At 67.8% G+C, this 23,834-nt stretch carries 23 protein-coding genes and 1 tRNA gene; 8 read left to right on the top strand and 16 right to left on the bottom strand.

The features are described 5' to 3' along the window. Positions 1-295: 295 nt before the first annotated feature. The gene (locus tag ACAV_RS11680) at positions 296-1,582 is read left to right on the top strand and encodes a glycoside hydrolase family 5 protein (protein WP_013594781.1); all 1,287 of its coding nucleotides are present in this window, start codon (positions 296-298) and stop codon (positions 1,580-1,582) included. Here ACAV_RS11680 and ACAV_RS11675 read toward each other — a convergent pair. From ACAV_RS11675 to ACAV_RS11625, 11 genes are all read right to left on the bottom strand, one after another. Then, positions 1,555-3,804 carry a putative bifunctional diguanylate cyclase/phosphodiesterase gene (locus tag ACAV_RS11675; RefSeq protein ID WP_013594780.1) on the bottom strand — a complete coding sequence of 750 codons (2,250 nt, stop codon included), beginning with the start codon at positions 3,802-3,804 and terminating at the stop codon, positions 1,555-1,557. The two genes, ACAV_RS11680 and ACAV_RS11675, sit on opposite strands and share 28 nt — an antisense overlap. Beyond that, entirely contained in the window at positions 3,801-4,553 is a 753-nt protein-coding gene (locus ACAV_RS11670) for a GGDEF domain-containing protein (protein ID WP_013594779.1), read from the bottom strand. The genes ACAV_RS11675 and ACAV_RS11670 overlap by 4 nt, the downstream gene beginning before the upstream one ends. A gap of 3 nt (positions 4,554-4,556) precedes the next feature. Next, positions 4,557-4,946: a DUF1987 domain-containing protein gene (locus tag ACAV_RS11665; protein ID WP_013594778.1), complete on the bottom strand. Its 390-nt coding sequence runs from the start codon at positions 4,944-4,946 to the stop codon at positions 4,557-4,559. Between the two features lie 33 nt (positions 4,947-4,979). Next, the gene (locus ACAV_RS11660; RefSeq protein ID WP_013594777.1) at positions 4,980-5,540 is read right to left on the bottom strand and encodes a SiaB family protein kinase; all 561 of its coding nucleotides are present in this window, start codon (positions 5,538-5,540) and stop codon (positions 4,980-4,982) included. Between the two features lie 41 nt (positions 5,541-5,581). Further along, a complete protein-coding gene (locus tag ACAV_RS11655) occupies positions 5,582-6,814 on the bottom strand; it encodes a SpoIIE family protein phosphatase (protein WP_013594776.1) in 1,233 nt (410 codons plus the stop codon). 145 nt (positions 6,815-6,959) lie between these two features. Then, on the bottom strand, positions 6,960-7,655 hold the full coding sequence (locus tag ACAV_RS11650) for an ABC transporter ATP-binding protein (RefSeq protein WP_013594775.1): 696 nt from the start codon (positions 7,653-7,655) through the stop codon (positions 6,960-6,962). 1 nt (position 7,656) lies between these two features. Continuing rightward, on the bottom strand, positions 7,657-8,451 hold the full coding sequence (locus ACAV_RS11645) for an ABC transporter ATP-binding protein (protein WP_013594774.1): 795 nt from the start codon (positions 8,449-8,451) through the stop codon (positions 7,657-7,659). Beyond that, positions 8,448-9,770, bottom strand: coding sequence for a branched-chain amino acid ABC transporter permease (locus ACAV_RS11640; RefSeq protein ID WP_013594773.1), 1,323 nt, complete (start codon positions 9,768-9,770; stop codon positions 8,448-8,450). Before ACAV_RS11640 ends, ACAV_RS11645 begins: the two co-directional genes overlap by 4 nt. Positions 9,771-9,774: 4 nt before the next feature. After that, complete coding sequence (locus ACAV_RS11635; protein WP_013594772.1) at positions 9,775-10,728, bottom strand: branched-chain amino acid ABC transporter permease; 954 nt, start codon at positions 10,726-10,728, stop codon at positions 9,775-9,777. Between the two features lie 121 nt (positions 10,729-10,849). Further along, entirely contained in the window at positions 10,850-12,085 is a 1,236-nt protein-coding gene (locus ACAV_RS11630) for a branched-chain amino acid ABC transporter substrate-binding protein (RefSeq protein WP_013594771.1), read from the bottom strand. A gap of 141 nt (positions 12,086-12,226) precedes the next feature. Beyond that, positions 12,227-13,867 carry a 3-(methylthio)propionyl-CoA ligase gene (locus ACAV_RS11625; protein ID WP_013594770.1) on the bottom strand — a complete coding sequence of 547 codons (1,641 nt, stop codon included), beginning with the start codon at positions 13,865-13,867 and terminating at the stop codon, positions 12,227-12,229. Between the two features lie 192 nt (positions 13,868-14,059). Between ACAV_RS11625 and ACAV_RS11620 the strand changes: the two genes are divergently transcribed. The 5 genes from ACAV_RS11620 (at position 14,060) to ACAV_RS11600 (ending at position 17,712) form a co-directional block, all read left to right on the top strand. Further along, positions 14,060-15,550: a protein adenylyltransferase SelO gene (locus ACAV_RS11620; protein ID WP_013594769.1), complete on the top strand. Its 1,491-nt coding sequence runs from the start codon at positions 14,060-14,062 to the stop codon at positions 15,548-15,550. Then, positions 15,547-15,960 (top strand): peptide-methionine (R)-S-oxide reductase MsrB, encoded by a 414-nt coding sequence (msrB, locus tag ACAV_RS11615; RefSeq protein ID WP_013594768.1) that lies wholly within the window; start codon positions 15,547-15,549, stop codon positions 15,958-15,960. The genes ACAV_RS11620 and msrB overlap by 4 nt, the downstream gene beginning before the upstream one ends. Positions 15,961-16,017: 57 nt before the next feature. After that, entirely contained in the window at positions 16,018-16,587 is a 570-nt protein-coding gene (locus ACAV_RS11610) for a septation protein A (protein WP_013594767.1), read from the top strand. Further along, entirely contained in the window at positions 16,584-16,850 is a 267-nt protein-coding gene (locus ACAV_RS11605; RefSeq protein WP_013594766.1) for a BolA family protein, read from the top strand. Before ACAV_RS11610 ends, ACAV_RS11605 begins: the two co-directional genes overlap by 4 nt. A 76-nt stretch (positions 16,851-16,926) precedes the next feature. Then, positions 16,927-17,712, top strand: coding sequence for a foldase protein PrsA (locus ACAV_RS11600; protein ID WP_013594765.1), 786 nt, complete (start codon positions 16,927-16,929; stop codon positions 17,710-17,712). A gap of 48 nt (positions 17,713-17,760) precedes the next feature. Here the strand turns inward: ACAV_RS11600 and ACAV_RS11595 are convergent, their stop codons facing one another. The 4 genes from ACAV_RS11595 to infA form a co-directional block, all read right to left on the bottom strand. After that, positions 17,761-18,558 (bottom strand): heparan-alpha-glucosaminide N-acetyltransferase, encoded by a 798-nt coding sequence (locus tag ACAV_RS11595; RefSeq protein WP_013594764.1) that lies wholly within the window; start codon positions 18,556-18,558, stop codon positions 17,761-17,763. 110 nt (positions 18,559-18,668) lie between these two features. After that, entirely contained in the window at positions 18,669-19,256 is a 588-nt protein-coding gene (locus ACAV_RS11590) for a GDSL-type esterase/lipase family protein (RefSeq protein ID WP_013594763.1), read from the bottom strand. 246 nt (positions 19,257-19,502) lie between these two features. Further along, positions 19,503-19,579: transfer RNA gene (locus tag ACAV_RS11585), tRNA-Pro, on the bottom strand. A gap of 103 nt (positions 19,580-19,682) precedes the next feature. Further along, positions 19,683-19,937 carry a translation initiation factor IF-1 gene (gene infA, locus ACAV_RS11580; protein WP_013594762.1) on the bottom strand — a complete coding sequence of 85 codons (255 nt, stop codon included), beginning with the start codon at positions 19,935-19,937 and terminating at the stop codon, positions 19,683-19,685. Between the two features lie 566 nt (positions 19,938-20,503). On the opposite strand from infA, the gene asd reads away from it, so the two are divergent. After that, positions 20,504-21,358, top strand: a complete 855-nt coding sequence (gene asd, locus ACAV_RS11575; protein ID WP_013594761.1) for an archaetidylserine decarboxylase — start codon at positions 20,504-20,506, stop codon at positions 21,356-21,358. Positions 21,359-21,385: 27 nt separating this feature from the next. Here the strand turns inward: asd and ACAV_RS11570 are convergent, their stop codons facing one another. After that, positions 21,386-21,562 (bottom strand): hypothetical protein, encoded by a 177-nt coding sequence (locus tag ACAV_RS11570; RefSeq protein WP_244875539.1) that lies wholly within the window; start codon positions 21,560-21,562, stop codon positions 21,386-21,388. A gap of 303 nt (positions 21,563-21,865) precedes the next feature. Here ACAV_RS11570 and ACAV_RS11565 point away from each other — a divergent pair, with 303 nt between their 5' ends. Next, positions 21,866-23,821 (top strand): phosphatase PAP2 family protein, encoded by a 1,956-nt coding sequence (locus ACAV_RS11565; protein ID WP_013594759.1) that lies wholly within the window; start codon positions 21,866-21,868, stop codon positions 23,819-23,821. Positions 23,822-23,834: the final 13 nt, after the last annotated feature.

The raw sequence follows: 23,834 nt of genomic DNA, 5'->3' as shown, positions 1-23,834 counted from the left end.
GGCCGGGAGGGGCGGCGTGCCGCGCGCACGGGTGGCGCGAAGGCCACGGCCAACAGGCGGTTACAGCCGTGTCGCGGGTCCCCCGCTAAGGTGGCGTTCGCGCGGATGGCGCCTCCACCAGGGGCCGTTCCGCGCCCTTCCCCACGGGACGCGCCGGGCGCGCCCTGCCAATGCCCTGCAGCCGCTCCGGCGCGCCGCCCCGTCTCCCATCCACCCTCCATTGAAAGGTTTTTCCATGGCCATTCCACCACGCCGGGCTTTCCGGCAGGCTCCAACCGCATCGTCCGCGGCGGACATGCCCCGCCGCTCCGTACTCCAGGGCGGGCTGGGTGCCGCCGCCTGGGCCGCCACGGCCGGCTGGTCGGCAGGACACGCCGCCACCGCATCGCTGCCGCTGGCGGGCATGAATCTGTCGGGCCTCGGCTCGAACAGTTTCGTGGAGAACGCGCAGATCGGCACGCACTACCGGGACATCTCCGACAAGCACATCGCCGCGGCCGGCGACTGCCCGCTGTTCCGGCTGCCGACCACGGCGCAGCGCTTCAGTACCGGCCAGGGCCTGCCGCTGAATGCCACCTACGTGAAGGAAGTGAGCGACGTACTGGACCGGCTGGCCGCCCAGGGCAAGCGCGCGATCCTGGAACTGCACGACTACATGCGCCTGCCGACGCGGGTGGCGGCGCTGCAGGGCTACCGCATCCAGGGAGGACAGCTCGTGGGCCCGGACGGCCGGGCCGTGCCCGATGCGGCAGCGCCGTCGGTCTGGAACGGCACCTACGCCAAGGGCAACTTCGAGTACGTCGCCTACTTCGACGGCCGCGACCAGTTGCTCAAGCTCTACGAATACCGCGTGATCGGCACGCAGGGCTGCAAGCTCTACACCGAGGACGGCCTGCCGGACCTGTGGCTGCGCCTCGTGCAGCGCTTCCGCGACCATCCGGCGATTTTCGGCTGGGGCCTGATGAACGAGCCCTACACCGGCAAGGAGACGAACGCGAATGGCAGCGCGCTGGACATGCGGGCGCTCTGGCAGCGCACCGCGACGCGCACGGCCGCGCGCATCTTCGACTACGACCGCAAGCACTTCGTCTTCATCTGCGGCAACGAATTCGCCACGGCCCGCGAATGGGTGAAATACTCGAACGACCTCGCGACCATCCCCGACCCGTACGGGCTCATCGTGTACGAGGCCCACAACTACCTGGACAGCAACGGGCAAGGCGGCGGTGCCTGGAAGAACCCGCAGGAGACCGTGGCCCCGGACACCGGCGAGAAGATGGTGGCGAATTTCCTGCAATGGCTGCAGGACAACGGCAAGCGCGGTTTCCTGGGCGAGCACGGCTATCCGGAAAACAACGCGAGCGCCGAAGTGGCGACACGGCGCATGCTGCAGCTCCTGCAACGGAGCAACGTGCCCAGCACGCAATGGTGCTTCGGCCCCGGCTGGCCGGACGGAGACCCGCTGGGGATGAGCCGCGACACCGGCGCGGACACCATCGCCGTCAAGGGCAACATCGCGGCGGTGCAGCCCTTCTTCAAGGAACGCCTGGCAACCTACTTGCCGCCGCTGCGCTCGAACTGACCTCTCGCTGCGGGCCGTGCCGCGAGCCAGGCCCGCAGCTGCTGCAGGTCCATGGGTACGGCGATGTGGTAGCCCTGCCCCTCGTCGCACCCCATGCGCAGCAGCGACTCCCAGGTGGCCGCGTCCTCGATGCCCTCGGCCATCACGCGCAGCCCGAGCTGGTGCCCGAGCCGCACGATCATTTCGGCGATGCGCCCGCCCTGCGCGCCGGTGGGCCTGCGCACGAAACTACGGTCGATCTTGATGCGGTCCAGCGGCAGCCGCTCCAGGTAGCTCAGGGACGAGTAGCCGGTGCCGAAATCATCGATGGCGATGCTGACACCATGGGCGCGCAGCGAAGCCAGCGTGGACTGCAGCAGCTGGGTGGGCACCACCGCGACGGACTCCGTGATTTCCAGCTCCAGCTGGCTGCCGTGCAGGCCACTGGCGGCCAGCGCCGCCCGCACGGCGTCGGGGAATGCCGGGTCCTGCAGCTGGACCACCGACACGTTCACCGAAATATGCGGAGGCGCCAGGCCTTCGCGCGCCAGGTCGCTCAGGCTCTGGCAGGCGGTGGACAGCACCCATTGCCCGAGTGGTGCGATGAGGCCCGAGTGTTCAGCGATCGGAATGAAATCGTCCGGAGACACGAACCGTCCGTCAGGCAGGCGCCAGCGCAGCAGGGCTTCCATCCCCACGAGGGCGCCAGTGCCCAGGTGCAGTTGCGGCTGGTAGACCAGGAACAGCTGCGCCTCGTCGATGGCCGCACGCAGGTCCGACAGCAGCATGGCCCGGTCCCGCGCCTCGCGGCCCATGTGCTCGAGGTACTGCAGGTGCTGGCCGCGGTGGTCGCGCTTGGCCCGCTTCAGGGCGATGGTGGCGTCCTTGACGAGGTCTGCGCCGGCCTGGGCGCCCGAGGGCAGGTGCACGTATCCGCAGGTGAGCGACACTTTCTGCGGCACGCCGTCCACGACCGGTGGTGGCTGCATGCACTGCAGCAATTGCGGCAGCGCCACCAGGCGGGCCTCGCCCAGGACGCCGAAGGTGTCCGAGCCCACGCGCGCCAGCAGCACGCCCGGAGGCAGCGCATCGGCCAGGCGCCGGGCCGCCGCCTCCAGCAGCCGGTCGCCGAAGGTGTGGCCCATCACATCGTTCGCCGCGCTGAAATCGTCGATATCGATCAGCGCAAGGATGTGGTCCTGGGCCCCGCCACGCCGCACGCAGTCATCCACCTTCTCGACGAAGTGGGCGCGGTTGGGCAGGCGGACCAGCGGATCGTAGTAGGCGAATCGGCGCAGGCGGTCCAGCAGGTCGCGGTTGAGCAGCAGGGTCCGCATGTTGATGGAAAAGACATCCAGCAACTGGCGGTCGAGCGCGCTGTGCGGGTAGGGCGTGTCCACGAAGACGGCCATGCCGCGCTCGCTGCGATCGCCGAAGTACAGGGCGATGCCGCCCTCCTCCCCATGGATGTTCTGGCAGAACTTGAGCGCCCGGGCCAGCAGTTGCCGGCATCGGGTGTCGGGCAGCGTTTCCAGCGCACGGCCCGAGAAAGCTGCGAAAGCATCCGTCGCGGCCACCACCCGGCAGCTGTCGGCCGAGGCACCGTGCAGCATGCACACCATGCCCCGCGCCGCGCCGTCCAGCAGGGCATCGAGCTGGGTGATGACGCCCGCAGCGAATGCCTGGAGGTCGGGCTGCTCCAGCAGCGCCGCGCTGGACCGCACGATGAGCTCCAGGCTGCGGCGGCTGGCCTCGATGGAACAGCGCTGATCGTAGGAGCGGATGGCAGCGAGGACCACGGGCAGCAGCCGCCCCTGCGCGAGCTCGGACTTCGCACGGAAGTCGTTGATGTCGTAGCGCAGCAGCGTGTCCTGGTCCGGCGCCTGGCCCGATTGCGCCGTGCACAGCACGATGCGGGTGTCGCCGAGTCCGGCCGTATGGCGGATGAAGTCCAGCATTTCGCCATCGCCGGCATCACCGTCCGCGAGGGCGCCGAGCAGCACCACCGCGATGCCGGAGCCTGCGAGCAGCATCGCGCGCGCCTGCGCACGGGTGGACGCATGCAGGGAGGCGAGCGGACGGCCCAGCAGCTCCAGGCCTTCGAACGCCCCGCGAACCATGCCATGCATGCCGGGGTCGCAGTCCACGACCAGCACCTGCCACGCCGGGCCGGCGCACGGCGCTGGAGATGGCGGGCCGTCGGGCTCTGCGACGAGACCGTCCATCCCGATCTGGATGCTCATGGACTCGGCGCGTGCGTCGCCGGATCCGCGCACACGACGCGGTTGCGGCCGGCGCGCTTGGCGTCGTAGAGCGCCTCGTCGGCGAGCCCGTAGGCATCGTCGAACACGCAGCCGCCGGGCAGCCAGCTCACGCCGAAGCTGGCGGTGACGCGGCTGCCGTCCGGCAGGCCGAAGTCGAAGCCCTCGATGGCTTCGCGCGCCGCTTCGGCCACGCGCTCGCATGCCTGCCCGTGCGCGTCGGGCAGCAGCACCGTGAACTCCTCACCGCCGACGCGGCCGATCTGCGCCGATCCAGGCACCACGCTCTTGAGGCAGTCCACCACCCCGCGGATGACCCGGTCCCCGACGGGATGGCCGAAGCTGTCGTTCACCTTCTTGAAGTGGTCGATGTCCAGCACGATGAGCGCGACGCTGCCGGCCTCGAACTGGCCGTTGACCTGCTCGATGATGGCCGCGCGGTTGAGCACGCCGGTGAGCGGATCGTGGGTGGCCCGGTAGTGCAGTTGCTCGGCCAGTTCCGTCAGCTGCTGGTTGAGCTGATTCATCTCCAGCTCGGCACGGTCGCTGCGGCGCACGAGGCGGCGTGTTTCACGCAGGAGCCGTTCATAGGCAGCGAGCAGCCCGCCCAGCGCCTGCCGGCAATCCTCCGCGTGCGCGGGCGCGTGGCATGCCTCGTAGGCAGCGCGGGCGGCGAGCAGCGCGCGGTTTTCGGACTCGAAGAGATCGGGGGGCGTGGCCATGGTGTCCATGGTTCAGGACGGCATCACCGGGTGGCTGGTGAATTCGAGGTCGGGAAAGTCGTCGCTCAGTTCCTGGCCGAATTCGAGGATGGTGTCGTCCTCTTCGTCGTAGTACCAGTGCAGGGCAACGGGATTGCCCTCTTCCGCCGCGTCGTTCAGCGCGTCGATGAGGTTGAACAGCATCTTCGTGCTGGAGCTGTTGAAGTAGGCCAGCGCGATGTGCACTTCGATGCGCTGCTCCCGCTGCTGCGCCAGGTACTCGCGCAGGCGCGCGATGACGTCGCCGTAGAACGCCGCGGCGTTCTCGGGATAGGACTCGCCGCGCAGGTGGAGGGTGTGCCTGTCGAACTGGAAGTCCACCTCGGGGGAGCTGGGGGTCGGTGCGATGTAAAGATTGTCCATGGTGTTCTCTGCTTGGGGGCTGCCGCCGCGACTTCAGATCGCGGCCTTCAGGTAGAAGACCGGCGTGCCTGCCGCGCCCTGCGCGGCCTCGAAGTCGAATTCCAGCGGCGCGCTCGCGTCGCGGGCAACGGTCAGGAATCCCATCCCCGCCCCCTTGCTGCCCGAGGGTGTTTCCTCGCGCAGGGTCTGGCGATAGGCCTGCTTGATCTCGTCGAGCGTCATGCTGCACAGCTGTTCGAGCTTGGCGCGCAGCTCGTCGGCCGCGGCCGCCTCGATGGGGTTCGCGCACAGCAGCAGGAACCGGCCATCGGCCTCGCGGCGGATGCAGACCGAGCCATGGCGCAGCTCCCCTTCCGTCTGGCTGGGCGGCGTCAGGGAGTCGGAGGAATAGTGGATGATGTTCTGCGCCATCTCGATGAAGGACGAGAACAGCTTGCGCCGCGTCGGCCCGGCGATGCCGGCCACCTCCAGCTGCAGCTTCACGGCGTCCGCCATGGCAGCCACGATGTGCTGGGAAAAGTAGCCCACGTAGTAGAAGATGACCTGGTGCTCGCGGGCCACGCTGAAGAAGGGGCCGTATTTGCTGGAAATCATGGGGAAGGCCTTGGTGCGGGAGTCGTGGATGGCGGGCGGCTTCAGGTGCGGAAGCTCAGGAACGTCACGTCGTCGCGGCGGCCGTGTTCGCCCTGCCATTGGTGCAGGGCCTCGCGCACGGCGCGGTTGATGTCTTCCGGACGTCCGTCCCGGTGGCCCAGCAGCAGTTCGCGGATCCGGCGCTTGCCCAGCGCGATGGCGCGCGGGCCGCCCACCTGGTCGGTCAGCCCGTCCGTGGCGATGAACACGAGGCTGCCTGCCGGCAGGTGCAGGACCTGGTTCTGCCATGCGTAATCCATCCCGCTGTCCACGTAGCCCACGCCCTTGCGCTGGCCTTCGGTGGTTTCCACGGCATCGGCGCCGGGCCTGAGCACATGGAGCGAGAGCCGGGCACCGGCGAACACCAGCCGCTCGGCGGCGGGCTCGTACCAGAAGAAGGCGGCGTCCATGCCGTCGTCGGAACCCGGTGTTTCGTCCTTGCCGTCCACCTGGCCCAGCACCTGCTTGATGCTCTGGTTCACGCTGCCCAGCAGGCAGGCCGGATCGCGCGGCCCGTGCCGCTCGATCGCCTGCCCCAGGCTGGTGGACGCGATGAGCGTCATGAAGGCACCGGGCACGCCGTGCCCGGTGCAGTCCGCCACGGCGCCGAACCAGCCGCCGTCCGCCAGGCAGAACTGGTAGAAATCGCCGCCGACCACGTCGCGCGGCTCCCAGACCAGGTCGGCCTGCGGACAGGCGCGTGTCAGCGTCTCCCGGGAGGTGCGCAGCGTGGATTGCTGTATCACGCTGGCGTACTCGATGCTGTGCATGATCTGCCGGTTGCGCGACGCCTGCAGGTCCGCGACCACGCGCATCAGTTGCAGGCCGTTGCCCACGCCGGCGAACGCGCCCTCGCGCGTGATGATGAAACCGTCGGACAGCGCCTTCTCGCCGTATTCCACCGTGCGGCGGGTGAGCGTGTCGATGTCCATCGCCGCATCCACGACGAGGGGCTCCTTGTCCATGAAGGCGATGCAGCTCTTGCGGCCGTACAGTTCCATGCGGAACTGCTTGCTCATCTGCGAAAGGAAGATGTTGCGGTTGATGAGGCCGATGGGCCGCTCGCCCTCCACCACGGGCAGCGCGGCGAGGTCCCGGTGCCGGCTGAACACCTCCATGACCTCCTCGTTAGTCTGCCCGGCGGTCATGCTGGGCACCGGGGTGCAGAGATCCGCAGCGCTCGGGGGACGGAAACGGGGGCGGAATTCGGTCAGATACGCACGGGATTCGGACATGCCTGAGGCGCCGGAAATGATGTCAAAAAATGTTAATAAAGAAACATTTCCATTTGATGACAACTATCCGACAAGCCCCATTGGGCATGGCAGTCCTGAATGACACGACCGTTTCCCGCCGGTGGCGATGCCGGCGGGGCCGGGCTCACACCTCCAGCCACTCCTTGCGCACGGCCGTGTCAGCGCGCAGGCCCTCGGGCGTGCCGTCGAAGACGATGCTGCCGTGGCCCATGACGAGTGCCCGGTCGGAGATGCGCATGGCGATCGTGAGTTTCTGCTCGATGAGCAGCACCGACACGCCGCGCTCGCGGATCTTCGTGAGGTATTCGCCCACCAGTTCGACGATCTTCGGGGCCAGGCCCTCGGTGGGCTCGTCGATGATGATGAGGTCCGGATCGCCCATGAGCGTGCGGCACAGGGTGAGCATCTGCTGCTCGCCACCGGACATCACCCCTGCCTCGGTGTGCTGGCGCTCCTTGAGGCGCGGGAACATCTCGTACATGTCGTCGAAGCCCCAGCGGCTGCCCTTGCCGCGGCCCTTCTGGCCCAACAGCAGGTTCTGGTGCACGGTCAGGTTGGGAAACACGTCACGGCTCTCGGGCACGTAGCCCAGGCCCAGGTGCGCGATCTCGTAGGGCTTGCGGCCGGTGAGCCCCTGGCCTTTCCATTCCAGCGTGCCCTCCCAGTGCACCAGGCCCATGATGGCCTTGGCCGTGGTGGAGCGGCCCGAGCCGTTGCGACCCAGCAGGGCCACGATCTCGCCGGGCGCCACGTCGAAGCCCACGCCGTGCAGCACGTGGCTCTTGCCGTAGTAGGCGTGCAGATTGTCGATGTGCAGCATGTCAGTGGCCCTCCGCCTGCTCTGCAGCGATCACCGATCCCAGGTAGGCCTCCTGCACGCGGGGGTTGGCGCGCACGGCTTCCGGCGTGTCGAAGGCGATCACCTCCCCGTACACCACCACGGCGATGCGGTCGGCCAGGCCGAAGACCACGCCCATGTCGTGCTCCACCGTGAGCAGCGTGCGCCCTTGCGTGACTTCGCGGATCAGCTGGATGAAGCGCGCGGTCTCGCTCTTGCTCATGCCCGCGGTGGGTTCGTCCAGCAGGATGACGTTCGCGCCGCCGGCGATAGTGATGCCGATCTCCAGCGCGCGCTGCTCCGCATAGGTCAGGTTCATGGCCAGGGTGTCGCGCTTGGATTCCAGGTGGATCTGCCCCAGCAGTTCCTCCGCCCGGGCGTTCGCGTCGTGGAGCCGCGAGAGGAAGCGCCAGAAGCTGTAGCGGTAGCCCAGACTCCAGAGCACGCCGCAGCGCAGATTCTCGAACACGCTCAGTTTCGGGAAGATGTTGGTGATCTGGAAGCTGCGCGACAGGCCCATGCGGTTGATCTCGTACGGCGCCCTGCCGTCGATGCGCTGCCCGTTGAGCAGCACCTCGCCGCTCGTGGGCCCGAAGCGCCCGCTGATCAGGTTGAACAGCGTGGACTTGCCCGCGCCGTTCGGGCCGATGATGGCCACGCGCTCGCCGGCGCGCACCGACAGGTTGGCGCCGCGGATGATTTCCGTCTTGCCGAAGCGTTTGCGCAGGTCGCGCAACTCCAGCGCCGGTGCTCCGGAAGTGCTGTGGATGGCCGTCATGCGCGGCCTCCCCGGCCGGAGAGGCCCGACTGCAGGTCGCGTTCGATGCTCTCCTGGGTGGCGCCCCAGGCCCGGGCGAAGCGCCTGCGGCACAGCTCGAACAGGCCCAGCCCCACGGCGAACACGAGGCCGGCGCCGGTCCAGGTCGCGGCACTGCGCGCGTCGAGCGTCATGCCCAGGAATCCGATCTGCGGCCCGAGCGCCGCGTTGAGCTGCAGGTGGTAGGTCATCTCGATCATCGCGGCGGCACCCGCGACCGCAACGAGTGCGGAGCAGGCCAGCGCGAGGTAGCCGGGCAATAGCGGCTTCAGCCGCCCATGGCGCGCGACGCGCAGGTTCATCATGATCAGGCTCGCGATGCCGCCAGGGGCATACATCACCATGAAGAGGAACACCAGGCCCAGGTACAGCAGCCAGGCCTTGGAGAGCTCCGACAGCAGCACGGAGGCGAAGACCAGCAGCACCGCGCCGATGATGGGGCCGAAGAAGAAGGTAGCGCCGCCGAGGAAGGTGAACAGCAGGTAGGAGCCCGAGCGCATCACGCTCACGCTGTCGGCCGCGGTGACGATCTCGAAATTGATCGCAGCCAGCGCGCCGCCGATGCCGGCGAAGAAGCCCGAGATGATGAAGGCGTAGTAGCGCACGCGCTGGGTGTTGTAGCCGATGAACTCCACGCGCTCCGGGTTGTCGCGTACCGCGTTCAGCATCCGGCCCAGCGGCGTGCCGGTGAAGGCGAACATGAGCGCGGTGCAGACGAAGCAGTAGGCGGCGATCAGGTAGTACACCTGGATGGCCGGGCCGAACGTGATGCCGAAGAAGCCCTTGCCATACACGCGGTCGGTCGTGATGCCGCCCTCGCCGCCGAACACCTCGGGAAACATCAGCGCCATGGAGGCCACCAGCTCGCCGATGCCCAGTGTGATCATCGCGAAGGTGGTGCCGGATTTCTTCGTGGTGACGAAGCCCAGCAGCACCGCGAAGAACATGCCGGCCAGGCCGCCCACCAGCGGGATGAGCACCAGCGGCACGGGCAGCGCGCCCTTGCCCGCCCAGTTCATCGCGTGCACGGCCATGAAGGAGCCCAGGCCGGTATAGACGGCGTGCCCGAAGCTCAGCATGCCGCCCTGCCCCAGCAGGATGTTGTAGGACAGGCAGATGATGATGAGGTAGCCGATCTGCGAGAGCATGGTGAGCGCCAGGCTGCTGGTGAACAGCATGGGCGCCACGATCAGCGCCAGCGCGAACAGGCCCCAGACCACGGCACGGCCGATGTCGAGCGGCCGGAAACGATAGACCCCGGAAGTTGGATGCATGGCCATGGTGTCAGTCCTCCCGCGTTCCGAGCAGCCCCTTGGGGCGGAAGATCAGGATCAGCACGAGGAAAAGGTACGGCAGGATCGGAGCGACCTGCGAGATCGTGAGCTTGAGCACGGGGTAGCCGAAGGTCTGGTCGGTGACGGCCATGCCCGCGGTGCGCAGCGCATCCGCCAGCGAGTAGTCCAGGGCGACGGCGAAGGTCTGCACCAGGCCGATGATCAGCGAGGCCAGGAAGGCCCCCGCGAGCGACCCCATGCCCCCCACCACGACGACCACGAAGATGATGGACCCCACCGAGGCGGCCATCGCGGGCTCGGTGACGTAGGTGTTGCCGCCGATGACGCCCGCGAGCCCGGCCAGCGCGCAGCCGCCGCCGAACACCAGCATGAAGACCCGGGGGACGTTGTGGCCGAGTGCCTCCACCATCTCGGGCTGCTTGAGCGCCGCCTGGATGACGAGGCCGATGCGGGTGCGGGTCAGGACCAGCCAGACGGACAGCAGCATCAGCAGCGCCACCAGCATCACGAAGGAGCGGGATTTGGGGAACTGCGTGCCGTAGAGCGTGAAGAGCGGCCCCTGCAATTGGGATGGCAGCGCGTAGGGCACGGTGGAGCGGCCCCAGACGAGCTGCACGACCTCGAGGATGAGGTACGACAGGCCGAAGGTGACGAGCAATTCCGGCACATGGCCGAACTTGTGCACGCGCCGCAGCGCATAGCGCTCGAAGGCCGCGCCCAGCGCCCCCACGGCCAGCGGCGCGATGACGAGCGCGGGCCAGAAACCCACCACGCCCGAAATGGAATACGCGAAATAGGCGCCGAGCATGTAGAAGCTGGTGTGGGCGAAATTGAGCACGCCCATCATGCTGAAGATCAGCGTCAGCCCGGAGCTCAGCATGAACAGCAGGAGCCCGTAGCTCAATCCATTGAGCAGGGAGATGACGAAAAACTCGAGGTTCATCGGTATCAGGCCGCGAGGCGCTGCGGGAAGGCGGGAGGAGAAGGAAAGGCCGGAGACCGGGCCCGGAATGGCGTTCTTCCGGGCCCGTCCGATGCGAAGGCCCCGCGGCGGGGCCGTGCGGTCAGGAGGGCCGCTTCATCTGGCACGAGGTGGGCGTGCTCGCCACATAGGGCTCGTAGTACTTCACGGGCACGAAGGTGTAGCCCGTATTCTCCGCGTCGTAGGGGTACTTGCCGCCCGCCTTCTCCCACTTCGAGACGAAGAGGCCCTGCTGCAGCTGGTGGTCGGACTTGCGCATCTCCACCTCGCCGTTGAAGCTGTTGAACTTCATGCCTTCGAGCACCTGCGCCACCTTCACGGGATCGGTGCTCCTGGCCTTCACGAAGCCCGCGTCCAGCATCGCGAAGGCATGGTAGACCGCGCCCGTGTACATGTCGTCGTTGAATTTCTTCTTGTAGTCGGCCACCACGCGGCCGATGTCACCGGGCAGGTTCAGGTGGTTGTACGAGACCATGTACACGCGCCCGGCCGCTGCCGCTCCCATGGCGGTGGGCGAACCGGTCACGCCGCCGTAATAGGTGTAGAAGTTGACGTTGTTCAGGCCCGCGTCGTTCGCGGCCTTGATCAGCAGCGCGAGGTCGGAACCCCAGTTGCCGGTGATCACCGTGTCGGCGCCAGACTGCTTGATCTTCGCGATGTAGGGCGCGAAGTCGCGCACCTGTGCCAGGGGATGCAGGTCGTCGCCCACGATCTGCACGTCGGGCCGCTTGCGGGCCAGGTTTTCCTTGGCGTACTTGGACACCTGCTGTCCGTGCGCGTAGTTCTGGTTGATGAGATAGACCTTCTTGATGTCGGGCTGGTCCTTCATGAAGGTGGTCATGGCCTCCATCTTCATCGAGGTGTCGGCATCGAGGCGGAAGTGCCAGTAGCTGCACTTGCTGTTCGTGAGGTCCGGATCGACCGCGGCGTAGTTGAGGTAGACCACCTCCTTGCCGGGGTTGCGCGCGTTGTGCTTTTCCAGCGCGTCGATGATGGCGAGCGCGGGGCCCGAGCCGTTGCCCTGCACCACGTAGCGCGCGCCCTGGTCCATCGCGGAGCGCAGCGCGCTCGTGGTTTCCTGCGGGCTGAGCTTGTTATCGATGCCGATGACCTCGAACTTCACGCCCGAGGCGTTCTTCTTGCTGAACTCCTCGGCCAGGAACTGGAAGCTCTTGAGTTGGTTGGTGCCCACCGCGGCCATCAGCCCCGAGAGCGGATCGAGCCAGGCGATCTTCACGGTTTCACCCTTTTGAGCGAATGCACCGCCTGCGGTTGCCAAGATTGCAGATGCGGCTACTAACTTGATAGCAAATCTCATCGCCTGTCTCCTTGCGTTGTAGGGGTCACCGAACACGCCGCAGCGTACAGGCGAGGTACGCTGCGGCGGTCAGGGATTCACCCTAGCGTCTATCCCGCAGGCGACTCGCGGCGGCCGGCCCCATGGCCTGCGCCGCGCCGCTCACAGCCCGGGAAGGCGATAGCCCTGCAGTTGGTCGCGCAGCCTGGCCTTGAGCATCTTCCCGGTCGCGCCGATGGGAATCGCGTCCAGGAACACGACATCGTCCGGGATCTGCCATTTCGCGGTCTTGCCCTCGTAGAAGGCCAGCAGTTCCTCGCGCGTGAGTTCCGCGCCCTGGCGCCGCACCACGGCCACGATGGGCCGTTCGTCCCACTTCGGATGCGGCATGCCCACGCAGGCCGCCATCGCCACGGCGGGATGCGCCATGGCGATGTTCTCGATGTCGATCGAGCTGATCCATTCGCCACCGGACTTGATCACGTCCTTGCTGCGGTCCGTGATCTGCATGTAGCCGTCAGGGTCGATGGTGGCCACGTCGCCCGTGGGGAACCAGCCGCGCCCCTGCGCGTCGGGCACCAGCGGGCTCTCGTCCGAGCGGTAGTAGCGGTCCACGATCCAGGGGCCCTTCACCAGCAGGTCGCCGTAGGTCCTGCCGTCCCAGGGCAGTTCGCGCCCGTCGCCATCGACGATCTTCATATCGACGCCGTAGATGGCGCGGCCCTGCTTGAGCAGGATCTTCATGCGCTCCGGCTCCGGCAGGTCCATGTGCTTGTTCTTGAGCGAGCAGAGCGTGCCCAGGGGGCTCATCTCGGTCATGCCCCAGGCATGCAGCACGCGCACGCCGTAGTCGTTCTGGAAGGCCTCGATCATCGCGGGCGGGCAGGCAGAACCGCCGATCACCGTGCGCCGGAGCTTGCCGAACCGGCCGCCGATCGATTTCACGTGCTGCAGCAGCATCTGCCACACGGTCGGCACGCCGGCCGCGAAGGTCACGCCCTCGGCGTCCATGAGGTCATAGACGGACTTGCCGTCCAGCGCCGGGCCGGGGAAGACCAGCTTGCATCCGGTGAGCGGCGCCGAGTACGGAATACCCCAGGCATTGACATGGAACATCGGCACCACAGGCAGCACCGAATCGCTGGCCGACAGGCCCATGACATCGGGCAGGGCCGCGGCGTACGCGTGCAGGACCGAGGAGCGGTGGCTGTAGAGCACGCCCTTGGGATGGCCCGTGGTGCCGCTGGTGTAGCAGAGGCTGGAGGCGGAGTTCTCGTCGAACACCGGCCAGGCGTACTCGCTGGAGGCCGCGCCGATCCAGCTCTCGTAGCTCGTGAGCTGCGGAATGCCCGTGTCCTGCGGCAGCCGGTCGGCATCGCAGAGCGCCACCCAGCGCCGGACCGTGGGGCACTTCGCATGCACCGCCTGCACGATGGGCAGGAACGTGAGATCGAAGCACAGCACTTCGTCCTCCGCGTGGTTCACGATCCAGGCGACCTGGTCGGGATGCAGCCGCGGATTGATGGTGTGCAGCACGCGGCCCGAACCGCTCACCCCGTAATACATCTCCAGGTGGCGGTAGCCGTTCCATGCCAGGCTGGCGACGCGGGCGCTGGGGGAGAGCCCCTCCCCGTCCAGCGTGTTCGCGAGCTGGCGCGCACGGGCGGCCATGTCCCGGTAGGTGTAGCGGTGGATGTCGCCTTCCACGCGCCGCGAGACGATCTGCGCATCGCCGTGGTGGCGTTCCGCGAACTCGACGAGCGTCGAAATCAGCAGGGGTTGGCTCTGCATCAGGCCCAGCATGGTGTCTCCTTCTATTCCTGTGGATATGGTGATCGTCGAATCCTAACCCTGCGCTACGGTGCCGAGCCCCCAGGGCAACCCCGCGTCCGGCGCCCCCTGTCGCCAGGTTGACAGGCGGTGCGCGGGCCTGCGCCCCCCGGTGCAAGCCCCTGTGGGCCTCCCTGGCAAAGGCGGTGGGAGACAATGGCGGCAATGACGACCACCGCCCCCTCCGCCCCGACGGCCGAGGCCCGCTCGGGCCTGGCCTGGCGGGACGGTTTCGCCGCCCTGGGGCCCGGCTTCTTCACCGAACTGGTCCCCACGCCGCTGCCCGATCCCCGGTGGGTCGCGGGCAGCGAGGTCACCGCCCGGCTCATCGGCCTGGATACGGACTGGCTGGGCAGCGATGCGGCGGTGCAGGTGCTGTCGGGCAACGCGCTGCTGCGCGGCATGCGGCCCCTGGCCAGCGTCTACAGCGGCCACCAGTTCGGTGTCTGGGCCGGGCAATTGGGCGACGGCCGCGCCATCCTGCTCGGCGAGACGGAAACCGGCTACGAAGTACAACTCAAGGGCAGCGGCCGCACCCCCTATTCGCGCATGGGCGACGGCCGGGCTGTGCTGCGTTCGTCCATCCGCGAGTTCCTCTGCAGCGAGGCCATGCATGCGCTGGGCATCCCGACCACCCGCGCGCTGGCGCTGACGGCTTCGCCCGCGCCCGTGGCGCGCGAGGAAATCGAGACAGCCGCCGTCGTGACGCGCGTGGCACCCAGCTTCGTGCGGTTCGGCCATTTCGAGCACTTCGCGGCGCGCGACCAGGTGCGCGAACTGCGCGCACTGGCGGACTACGTGATCGACCGCTACTACCCCGGCTGCCGCGGTAGCGGCGATGCGCCCGGCGGCAACCCCTACGCTGCGCTGCTGCAGGCGGTGGGCGCCCGCACCGCCGCGCTGATCGCGCAGTGGCAGGCCGTGGGTTTCTGCCACGGGGTGATGAACACCGACAACATGAGCATCCTGGGGCTCACCATCGACTACGGGCCCTTCCAGTTCCTCGATGCCTTCGTGCCGGGGCACATCTGCAACCACAGCGACAGCCAGGGCCGCTACGCCTTCAACCGCCAGCCGCAGGTCGCCTACTGGAACCTCTTCTGCCTCGGCCAGGCGCTGATGCCGCTGATCGAAGACACCGGGCTCGCCCAGGCTGCGCTGGAGCCCTACCGCACGGCCTTTCCCGCAGAGTACATGGCCCGCATGCGCGCCAAGCTCGGCCTGGCGTCGGCCGCCGAAGGAGACGCCGCGCTGGTGGACGACCTGCTCGGGCTGCTGGCGACAGACGCCGTGGACTACACCGTCTTCTGGCACCGGCTCTCGCAGGCCGTGGCCAGCGGCGATTTCGTGCCGGTGCGCGACCTGTTCGTCGACCGGGCCGGATGGGACGCCTGGGCAGCGCGCTACCGGCAACGGCTCGGCAACGAGGCCGCGCAGGACCCAGCCAGCCTCATGCAGCGCACCAATCCCCGCTTCGTGCTGCGCAACCACCTGGGCGAGCAGGCCATCCGGGCGGCGAAGACGGGGGATTTCGCGCCCCTGCATGCGCTGCAGGCCGTGCTGGCCCGGCCTTTCGACGAACACCCCGCACATGCCGACTGGGCGGGGTTCCCGCCCGACTGGGCCTCTTCCATCGAAATCAGCTGTTCATCATGACCTACCCCATCCAGAAGACCGACGCCGAATGGCAGGCGCTGCTGAAGGACAAGGGGGCCGAACCCGTGGCCTGGCAGGTCACGCGGCATGCGGCCACCGAGCGCCCCTTCACCGGCAAGTACGAAGCCCACTGGGATGACGGCAGCTACCACTGCGTCTGCTGCGGCGCCAAGCTGTTCGATTCCGTCACCAAGTTCGACGCCGGCTGCGGCTGGCCCAGCTTCTCCCAGGCGGTGCCCGGAGCCATCCGCGAAATTGTGGACCGCAGCCACGGCATGGTCCGCACCGAGACGGTGTGTGCACAATGCGGGGCCCACCTCGGCCATGTGTTCGAGGACGGCCCCGCGCCCACCGGGCTGCGCTACTGCATGAATTCCGCGTCGCTGGACTTCGAGCCGGACGGCGCCTGATCCAGCGACGGCGCGCGACACGCGCATGACGAGCCCGGCAACCGCCCTGCCCCATCTATGAAACTGCTGATCGACTTCTTCCCCATCATCCTGTTCTTCGTGGCCTTCAAGGTCTGGGGCATCTACACGGCCACGGCCGTGGCGATCGCCGCCACCGTGGCCCAGATCGCCTACCTGCGCATACGGCACGGCCGGGTCGAACCGATGCAGTGGGTCAGCCTCGGCGTGATCGTGGTGTTCGGCGGCGCCACGCTGCTCTCCCACAGCGACACCTTCATCAAGTGGAAACCCACCGTCCTCTACTGGCTGATGGGGAGCGCGCTGCTGGTCGGCCAGCTGTTCTTCCGCAAGAACCTCATCCGCACGCTCATGGGCGGGCAGATGGAACTGCCCGAGGCCGCATGGCGCGCCATGAACTGGAGCTGGACGGCATTCTTCGCCGCGATGGGCGCCATCAACCTGTGGGTGGCGCATGCCTTCAGCACCGACACCTGGGTGACCTTCAAGCTCTTCGGCGGCATCGGGCTGATGGCCGTTTTCGTGATCGGCCAGGCGCTCTACCTGAGCCGCTACATGAAGGAGCCGCAGGACAGCGCCCGCACGGCGCCGGAGGACGCGAAGCCATGAGCGGCGGCATCACGGCGCAGGCCATGGAGCGCAAGCTGCGCGAAACCCTGGCGCCCAGCCTGCTCGAGGTGCTCGACGAAAGCGCGGCCCACGCGGGCCACGCCGGGGCTAACGGAACCGGTGCGGGCACGCATTTCCGGGTACGCATCTCGTCACCTTTGTTTACGGAGCACAGCCGCGTAGCACGGCACCGCCTTGTGTATGATGCGCTGCAGGAGTTCATTGACCAGGGTGCGCACGCCATCGCGATTGAAGTTCTCTGATCGTCTTGATTCCCACGTCCAGGGCCCCCATGGCGCACACCGTGCAGCCTGCCCTTTCCTTTTTGTGGATTTCCCAATGAAGAAAAAGCTCTTGTCCGGCCTTGTGGCCGCTGCCGTGCTGGGCACGTCCGCCCTGCCCGCCATCGCGCAGAACGTTGCCGTCGTGAATGGCAAGGCCGTGCCCAAGGAACGCGTCGAAGTCCTGAAGCAGCAGGTCGAACGCTCCGGCCGGCCCATCACCCCCGAGATCGAAGGTCAGATCAAGGAAGAAGTGATCGCCCGCGAGATCTTCCTGCAGGAAGCGCAGAAGCGGGGCCTGGAAGGCTCGCAGAACGTGAAGGACCAGATGGAACTGGCACGCCAGACCATCCTGATCCGCGAGCTGTTCGCCGACTACCAGAAGGCCAACCCCGTCACCGACGCCGAGATCCAGGCCGAGTACGACAAGTACGTCGCCGCCAACACCGGCAAGGAATACAAGGCCAGCCACATCCTGGTGGAGACTGAAGACCAGGCCAAGGCCATCATCGCCTCCATCAAGAAGGGTGCGAAGTTCGAGGACATCGCCAAGAAGCAGTCCAAGGATCCCGGATCCGGAGCCCGTGGCGGCGACCTCGACTGGGCCACCCCGAGCAGCTACGTGGCTGAATTCACCCAGGCCCTCGTGAAGCTCGACAAGGGCAAGATGACGCAGACCCCGGTCAAGACGCAGTTCGGCTGGCACGTCATCCGCCTGGACGACGTTCGTGAAGCCAAGCTGCCCAAGCTGGACGAAGTCAAGCCGCAGATCGCACAGCAACTGCAGCAGCAGAAGCTGGCCAAGTTCCAGGAAGACCTGCGCGCCAAGGCCAAGGTCGAGTGATCGGCCTGGCGACCTTGCAGAGAAAAACGCGGCCATGGCCGCGTTTTTTCATGGGCGGCCCAGCAGCCACCCCGTGGCCAGCAACGCGCCGATGAGCACCGGCTGGTGCAGCATGTAGTAGCTCAGGCTCCAGCTCCCCAGCACCGCCAGGGGGCGCACATTCCGGTGCACCGGCATCGCCAGCCAGCCCGGACGGCGGCGCAGCGCCCACTGCCCTGCGGCCAGCCCCCACCACATCACGCCCAGCCACGGCAGCACGGGCACGTAGTCTTCGGTGAACGGCTTGCGGGACACCACGCCCAGCCAGTTCAGCGCATTGCTGTTGAACCAGGGCGCCCAGTCGGCCGTCGGCCCGGTCAGCAACCACCCACCCGCCCACGGTGCCGCCAGGGCCAGGGCGCCGGCCGGCCACAGCCAGCCGCCCCACCCCGCCGTACAGCGGGCCACCACCAGCATCACGGCCATGCCGTGCAGCACGCCGAAATGGATGTAGCTGCGCGGGAACATGAGGTAGGACCCGGCGCTCACCAGCAATGCGCAGCCGGCGATCCGCACCCAGCGCTGGCCGAACCGGCGCCAGCCCACGCCCTGCTGCCAGGCGAGCGCCTGGCCCAGTCCTGCGCAGAAGAGGAACAGGCTGACGATGGCCGTCCGCTGCATCGTCCAGGCCGGGTCGCCCCGGAAATCCTGCGGCCAGTAGCCGAAGTGGCTGAGGTCGAAGCAGAAGTGGAAGACGGTCATCCAGACCATGGCGACGCCGCGCAGCGCATCGACGGCGTCGGCGCGCGCGTTGCCGCCAGGGGTCTGCGACAGGGGTGGGGTATGGATTCGGGAAGGACGTGCCATGCCTGGACTGCGGGTGGGTCAACACGCCGCCGTCCCGGGACGGCAGCCCCGCGATGTTAAGGCGGCCACGGCAGCCACCTGCCCATCCGTGGCGGTGGCCGAGCCCGGACTCAGAAAGTGCGCTCGATGGCCTCGACCAGCAGCGCTGCCAGCCGGTCGCTGGCAGCCTGCGTGCGATGGATGTTGTCGATCACGTCGCCCACGCCGCGGTAGTCCTCTCCCCAGCGCGCGTGCGAGACCCCCATCTGCTCGGCCACCCGGAGGGTCACCTGGTTCAGCTCGTGGCGGCGCTGTACGCGCTCTGGCGTGAAGAGGTCGGCCACCGGCACGTCCACGATGCCGGTCAGGATGGGCGTGCGCCACTCGGAATGGACGATCCGCAGGGCATCGCGCAGGTCGGCCTCGTATTGTTCGACGCTGCGCATTTCCAGGGCATCGTTGAGCCCGAGGCCGATCACGATGATCTGTCCCCTGCGACGGATGGCGTTGAAGGGCGGCTGCGGCCCGAGCGGATAGGCATCTGCCGGCGCATCCGGGTACGGCTCCTTGTAGCCGAGGATCAGATCCTGCATCAGCAGGCCGATGGCGGAGCGGTCTTCGACCACCCAGCCGGGCCGCAGGGACATCATGGTTCGGGGAATGGCCATGCTGATACCAGGGCCGCGCATGAGGCTGTCGCCAAAAATTTCAATGGACATGGTGAATGATGAGGCCCGCCAGACTGCCTTGCGAAGGGCTCGGCAGCATCGCTCCTGCAGGGAACGGGCGAAGAAACGCGTGAACCCGACATCATGGCCCGGACGTGTCACGCGCCTGTATCACGACGTAGCTCGCCCATGCCAGAGGCTCCAGGGAGCGAACCCGTCGAGGCCAGGCGCCGGACGGATGAAATGGCACAAAGACAAAAGGGGCCAGGCCTTGTGGACCTGACCCCTTGACATCAATGGTCGGAGCGGCGGGATTCGAACTCGCGACCCTCTGCTCCCAAAGCAGATGCGCTACCAGGCTGCGCTACGCTCCGACAACTGGCATTCTAACCCGCCGCGAAGCCCGTTCCGGGCCAGCGGGCCGATTCCAGCACATTATTTGCAAGGCCCGACAAATACCGCGGCCCGCAGGTGCGCTCAGCGGGAGCCGGACGACGGGCCGGGACCGCGGCCAGGCAGGTGACGGAAGGTGATGCGACCCTTGGTGAGGTCGTAGGGCGACATTTCGAGGGACACCTTGTCACCCGCCAGGATGCGGATGTGGTGCTTGCGCATCTTGCCGCCGGTGTAGGCGATCAATTGATGCCCGTTGTCCAGCGTGACACGAAATCGCGAATCCGGCAGCACTTCCGTCACGGAGCCCTGCATTTCGATGAGTTCTTCTTTAGCCATGGTTCAACTAGAAATTAAAAATCCGGACCGGTACGACAGCAGGCTCCGGGCATGCATAACAGACGGGAAATCAGGCGCGGGCTGCCGGGGCCGGCGATGCAAAAGCAAGCGCTTCGTTACGTCCAGGCCTGGCATGCGATGCCAGAATGAACGCTGCGCTGCCGAGCATGGAAAGCGGCCAGTGCCGCCGGTTCTCTTTTCTCTTTTTGCTCTTTTACTGCCAATCCTGGGCGCGCAGGGCCTGGGCGGGCCGGTGCAAAACCTGTCAATTGTACCGTGCAGCACGGGGCCTCTCGCGCGGCGTTGCCAAAACGCGCCGGCGGGGAAACGACAGGCCTGCGGCCGGCCCGGAAACCCGCCATTTCCAGCCCTGCTGCATAAATGGGGGCCCCGGCAGGAAATAAAAGACCCAGCCCCCGCCCCACCCGTCCCCGCCGCACGGCCGGGCTGTGCTGCCGCAGGGTGCAAGGCGCACACAGCGTCCGGAACGCTCTCCAGGGGGCCCTCGCATTCACGGCCGTTGGACAGGCCCTAGAATGGCCGGCCCTTTCGCCGCAGGAGCCTCCGTGCCAGATCGCCTCGCCGTTCTTCCGCAATACCTGCTGCCCAAGCGGGCCCTGACCTCGCTGGCCGGCCGCTTCGCCTCCGCGCGCGCAGGCACCCGCACCACGGCCGCCATCCGCCGTTTCGTGGCCCGCTACAAGGTGGACATGTCCGAGGCCGAGAACCCGGACATCGCCAGCTACGCCACCTTCAACGATTTCTTCACGCGCGCACTGCGCGCAGGCGCGCGACCCATCGCGGACGCTCCCGCCGTCTGCCCGGTGGACGGCGCTGTAAGCCAGTTCGGCCGCATCGACAGGGACCAGATCTTCCAGGCCAAGGGCCACCGTTACTCCACCACGGCGCTGCTGGGCGGCAATGCGCAGGAGGCTGCCCGTTTCGCGGACGGCAGCTTCGCCACCATCTACCTGAGCCCGCGCGACTACCACCGCATCCACATGCCCTGCGATGGCCGGCTGCGCCGCATGATCTACGTGCCGGGTACCCTGTTCTCGGTGAATCCGCTCACGGCCCGCGGCGTTCCGGGATTGTTCGCGCGCAACGAGCGGGTGGTCTGCCTGTTCGACACGCCGCTGGGCTCGATGGCCCTGGTGCTGGTGGGAGCCACCATCGTGGGCAGCATGGCCACGGTCTGGCATGGCACGGTCAACCCGCCGCGTACCGCGGGCCTGCGCCAGTGGACCTATGAGGACGGCCCGGAAGTGCTGCTGCGCAAGGGAGAGGAAATGGGCCGGTTCATGCTCGGCTCGACGGTGGTCCTGCTCTTCGAACCCGGGGCCCTGCGTTTTGCCGACACCTGGGAGCCCGCCCGTGCCGTTCGGCTGGGCGAACCCATGGGCCTTCCGCCCGAGGCCTGACGGCGGCATTCCGTCGCCACACGCCCGTCAGGGCATGCGGCAGGTGACGAACACGCTGGGCTGCAGCACCAGCTTCTCGGGGGCCACGGGCGAATCGTGCCCCACGAGATGGACGCACAGGTCGTGGCGACGGATGGTGATGTGGCTGACGGTTTCCAGGCGTTCTCCGAACCGGACCCGGGTTCCCGGATGAAAAACCGGCATGTGGAAGAACTCGCCCCATCCCTGCGGTCGTTCCGCAGGAAGGGCGGGGGGAGCCAGGGGAGCAGTCGGAGCGACATCCATGGCCCGGATGCTAGCGTGCCACGGAGGCCTCGGCACACAAGTTGCAACAAATTTCGCAGCATTGTCGGGCTTTTACAGCGGAGGGAGCCGCCGTCAGGGGGGCGGGCCGACGTCACGGAACCGTCATGCGCGCGCTCTACAGTGCGCCGCTGCGGGCTCCCGGGGAGCCCGTTCTCTCTGGAGCCCGCCGAGGGCTCCGTTGGCCTGCTTTCCTCCCACACCATGACGATCTCCCTCTCCCGCCGTCCCCTGATCCTGGCGCTTGCCGCTGCCTTCGCGCTCTCCGCCTGCGGTGGCGGCGGTTCCGGCATCAGCGCCGTTCCCGCGCCCCCGCCAGGACTCGGCAAGGCGGACACCGCCCCCGTTCCCAACGAAACGACGGTTCCGCCCTTCGTGGACAACGCCGCGACGAACCAGCGCGGCGATGCGCGCTATGCCACGCTCGAGACCAATGCCGGCGTGCGGGTGCTGTCGGGCTTCCTCTCGATCTGGAAGCCGTCCACGCTGCTGGTGGATGCAGGCGTGAGCGCCACCGCGAACGGAGCCTTCCCGGCCATAACGCCCTCCACCTGGAGCGGCATTCCCGGCGACGCGACCGACGGGACGGTGCTCAATGCCCAGGTGCATGCGCGCAATATCCAGTACGTGGTCGATGCCACGGGCCGCCGCACTCCCGCGCAGGAACTCCTGGCCTACCTGGACGACCGCCGCGGCAAGGCCTACAGCGTGAGCGACGGCATGGGGCCGCTGACGACCGCATGGCGTGCTGCCGCGCAGCAGACGACCACCATCACCGCGATCCCGGCCGATGCGACGACCGTGGTGTACAACGATGGCGGCAACAACACGGGCGTGGGCGGCAGCGCCAACGCCGCTTTCGGCACGGCGGTGGATTTCGTCGGCGGGATCGGCGAGAACGGCTCAACGGAGCCCGCCAAGCGCTTCTACAAGTACGCGCGGCCCTGGCGCTGGAGCAGCGCCGTGCAGGTGGTGCCCGCCCTGCTCCCGGCGCGCAGCACCACGCCGACCACCGACGGCGGCTTCACCAGCGGCCACACGGCCGAGGCGGTGCGCAGTTCCATCGCCATGGCCTACCTGGTGCCGGAGCGCTTCCAGGAAATGGTCGCGCGCGGGCTGGAACTGGGCGAGAGCCGCATCCTGGCCGGCATGCATTCCCCCCTGGATGTGATCAGCGGCCGCATCCACGGCCAGGCCGTGGCCACCGCGAGCATCGCGACCGGCGCGAACGCGGCCCGCAAGGCGGCGGCCTTCCAGCAGGCACGCAGCGCGATGATGACCGCCGCCGGCGCCAAAACGCCCGCCGACCTGTGGCAGTTCGCCCATTCGCAGCCTGCCAGCACCGACCGTTTCGCGGACCATGCGACGAACCGCTCCGAGTACCTGCGGCGCATGACTTTCGGCTTCCCGCAGACCGGCGACGCTTCGCGCCCGGCCGTGGTGCCCAAGGGCGCGGAAGTGCTGCTGGAGACCCGCCTGCCCTACCTGGACGCCCTGCAGCGCCGGGTGGTGCTCAAGACCACGGCCGTGCCGTCGGGCTACCCCGTCATGGACGACGCGGAAGGCTGGGGCCGCCTGAACCTGTTCGCCGCCGCCGACGGCTACGGCCGCTTCGACGGTGACGTGGCGGTGACCATGGACGCTGCCCAGGGCGGCTTCAGCGCGCTCGATACGTGGCGCAATGACATCGCCGGGGCCGGCAAGCTGACGAAGCTCGGCAGCGGCACGCTGGTGCTCGCGGGCAACAACAGCTTCACGGGCGGCATCGAGCTGGCGGCAGGCACCCTGCAGGCGGGCAGCGGCTCGGCGCTGGGCAATGGTGCGGTGTACGTGGGCGGCGGCACGCTGCGCACCGCGGCCTCCGGTGACGTGGCGGTGAACGGCTCCTACACCCAGCGTCCGGGCGGCACGCTGTCGCTGCAGATGGCCAACGCCAGCGGCACGGCAGGTACGCTGACCGTGAACGGCCCGGCGGCACTGGCCGGCACGCTCGAGGTGAAATTCGCCCAGGGCGTGCGCCCCGCCGTGGGCTCGAAGATCACCGTGCTGCGCCATGGCGGCCTCAGCGGGGCCTTCGATGCGGTGTCCGTGCCGGGCTACCGCGTGACGCCGGTGTACCTGAACAACGCCGTGCAACTGCGCATCGACGCGGCCGCCTGAGGGCCCGGACGGT

It is taken from the genome of Paracidovorax avenae ATCC 19860, assembly GCF_000176855.2.
In the GTDB taxonomy this organism is placed as follows: Bacteria; Pseudomonadota; Gammaproteobacteria; order Burkholderiales; family Burkholderiaceae_C; genus Paracidovorax; species Paracidovorax avenae.
The sequence above is the reverse complement of the archived record's forward strand: the minus strand, read 5'-3'. Positions and strand labels throughout refer to the sequence as shown.

Excerpts from the sequence above, each read along its gene's own strand:
- ACAV_RS11680 (WP_013594781.1), top strand. The coding sequence starts at position 296 with ATGCCCCGCCGCTCCGTACTCCAGGGCGGGCTGGGTGCCGCCGCCTGG.
- ACAV_RS11675 (WP_013594780.1), bottom strand. The coding sequence starts at position 3,804 with ATGAGCATCCAGATCGGGATGGACGGTCTCGTCGCAGAGCCCGACGGC.
- ACAV_RS11670 (WP_013594779.1), bottom strand. The coding sequence starts at position 4,553 with ATGGACACCATGGCCACGCCCCCCGATCTCTTCGAGTCCGAAAACCGC.
- ACAV_RS11665 (WP_013594778.1), bottom strand. The coding sequence starts at position 4,946 with ATGGACAATCTTTACATCGCACCGACCCCCAGCTCCCCCGAGGTGGAC.
- ACAV_RS11660 (WP_013594777.1), bottom strand. The coding sequence starts at position 5,540 with ATGATTTCCAGCAAATACGGCCCCTTCTTCAGCGTGGCCCGCGAGCAC.
- ACAV_RS11655 (WP_013594776.1), bottom strand. The coding sequence starts at position 6,814 with ATGTCCGAATCCCGTGCGTATCTGACCGAATTCCGCCCCCGTTTCCGT.
- ACAV_RS11650 (WP_013594775.1), bottom strand. The coding sequence starts at position 7,655 with ATGCTGCACATCGACAATCTGCACGCCTACTACGGCAAGAGCCACGTG.
- ACAV_RS11645 (WP_013594774.1), bottom strand. The coding sequence starts at position 8,451 with ATGACGGCCATCCACAGCACTTCCGGAGCACCGGCGCTGGAGTTGCGC.
- ACAV_RS11640 (WP_013594773.1), bottom strand. The coding sequence starts at position 9,770 with ATGGCCATGCATCCAACTTCCGGGGTCTATCGTTTCCGGCCGCTCGAC.
- ACAV_RS11635 (WP_013594772.1), bottom strand. The coding sequence starts at position 10,728 with ATGAACCTCGAGTTTTTCGTCATCTCCCTGCTCAATGGATTGAGCTAC.
- ACAV_RS11630 (WP_013594771.1), bottom strand. The coding sequence starts at position 12,085 with ATGAGATTTGCTATCAAGTTAGTAGCCGCATCTGCAATCTTGGCAACC.
- ACAV_RS11625 (WP_013594770.1), bottom strand. The coding sequence starts at position 13,867 with ATGCTGGGCCTGATGCAGAGCCAACCCCTGCTGATTTCGACGCTCGTC.
- ACAV_RS11620 (WP_013594769.1), top strand. The coding sequence starts at position 14,060 with ATGACGACCACCGCCCCCTCCGCCCCGACGGCCGAGGCCCGCTCGGGC.
- msrB (WP_013594768.1), top strand. The coding sequence starts at position 15,547 with ATGACCTACCCCATCCAGAAGACCGACGCCGAATGGCAGGCGCTGCTG.
- ACAV_RS11610 (WP_013594767.1), top strand. The coding sequence starts at position 16,018 with ATGAAACTGCTGATCGACTTCTTCCCCATCATCCTGTTCTTCGTGGCC.
- ACAV_RS11605 (WP_013594766.1), top strand. The coding sequence starts at position 16,584 with ATGAGCGGCGGCATCACGGCGCAGGCCATGGAGCGCAAGCTGCGCGAA.
- ACAV_RS11600 (WP_013594765.1), top strand. The coding sequence starts at position 16,927 with ATGAAGAAAAAGCTCTTGTCCGGCCTTGTGGCCGCTGCCGTGCTGGGC.
- ACAV_RS11595 (WP_013594764.1), bottom strand. The coding sequence starts at position 18,558 with ATGGCACGTCCTTCCCGAATCCATACCCCACCCCTGTCGCAGACCCCT.
- ACAV_RS11590 (WP_013594763.1), bottom strand. The coding sequence starts at position 19,256 with ATGTCCATTGAAATTTTTGGCGACAGCCTCATGCGCGGCCCTGGTATC.
- infA (WP_013594762.1), bottom strand. The coding sequence starts at position 19,937 with ATGGCTAAAGAAGAACTCATCGAAATGCAGGGCTCCGTGACGGAAGTG.
- ACAV_RS11570 (WP_244875539.1), bottom strand. The coding sequence starts at position 21,562 with ATGCCGGTTTTTCATCCGGGAACCCGGGTCCGGTTCGGAGAACGCCTG.
- ACAV_RS11565 (WP_013594759.1), top strand. The coding sequence starts at position 21,866 with ATGACGATCTCCCTCTCCCGCCGTCCCCTGATCCTGGCGCTTGCCGCT.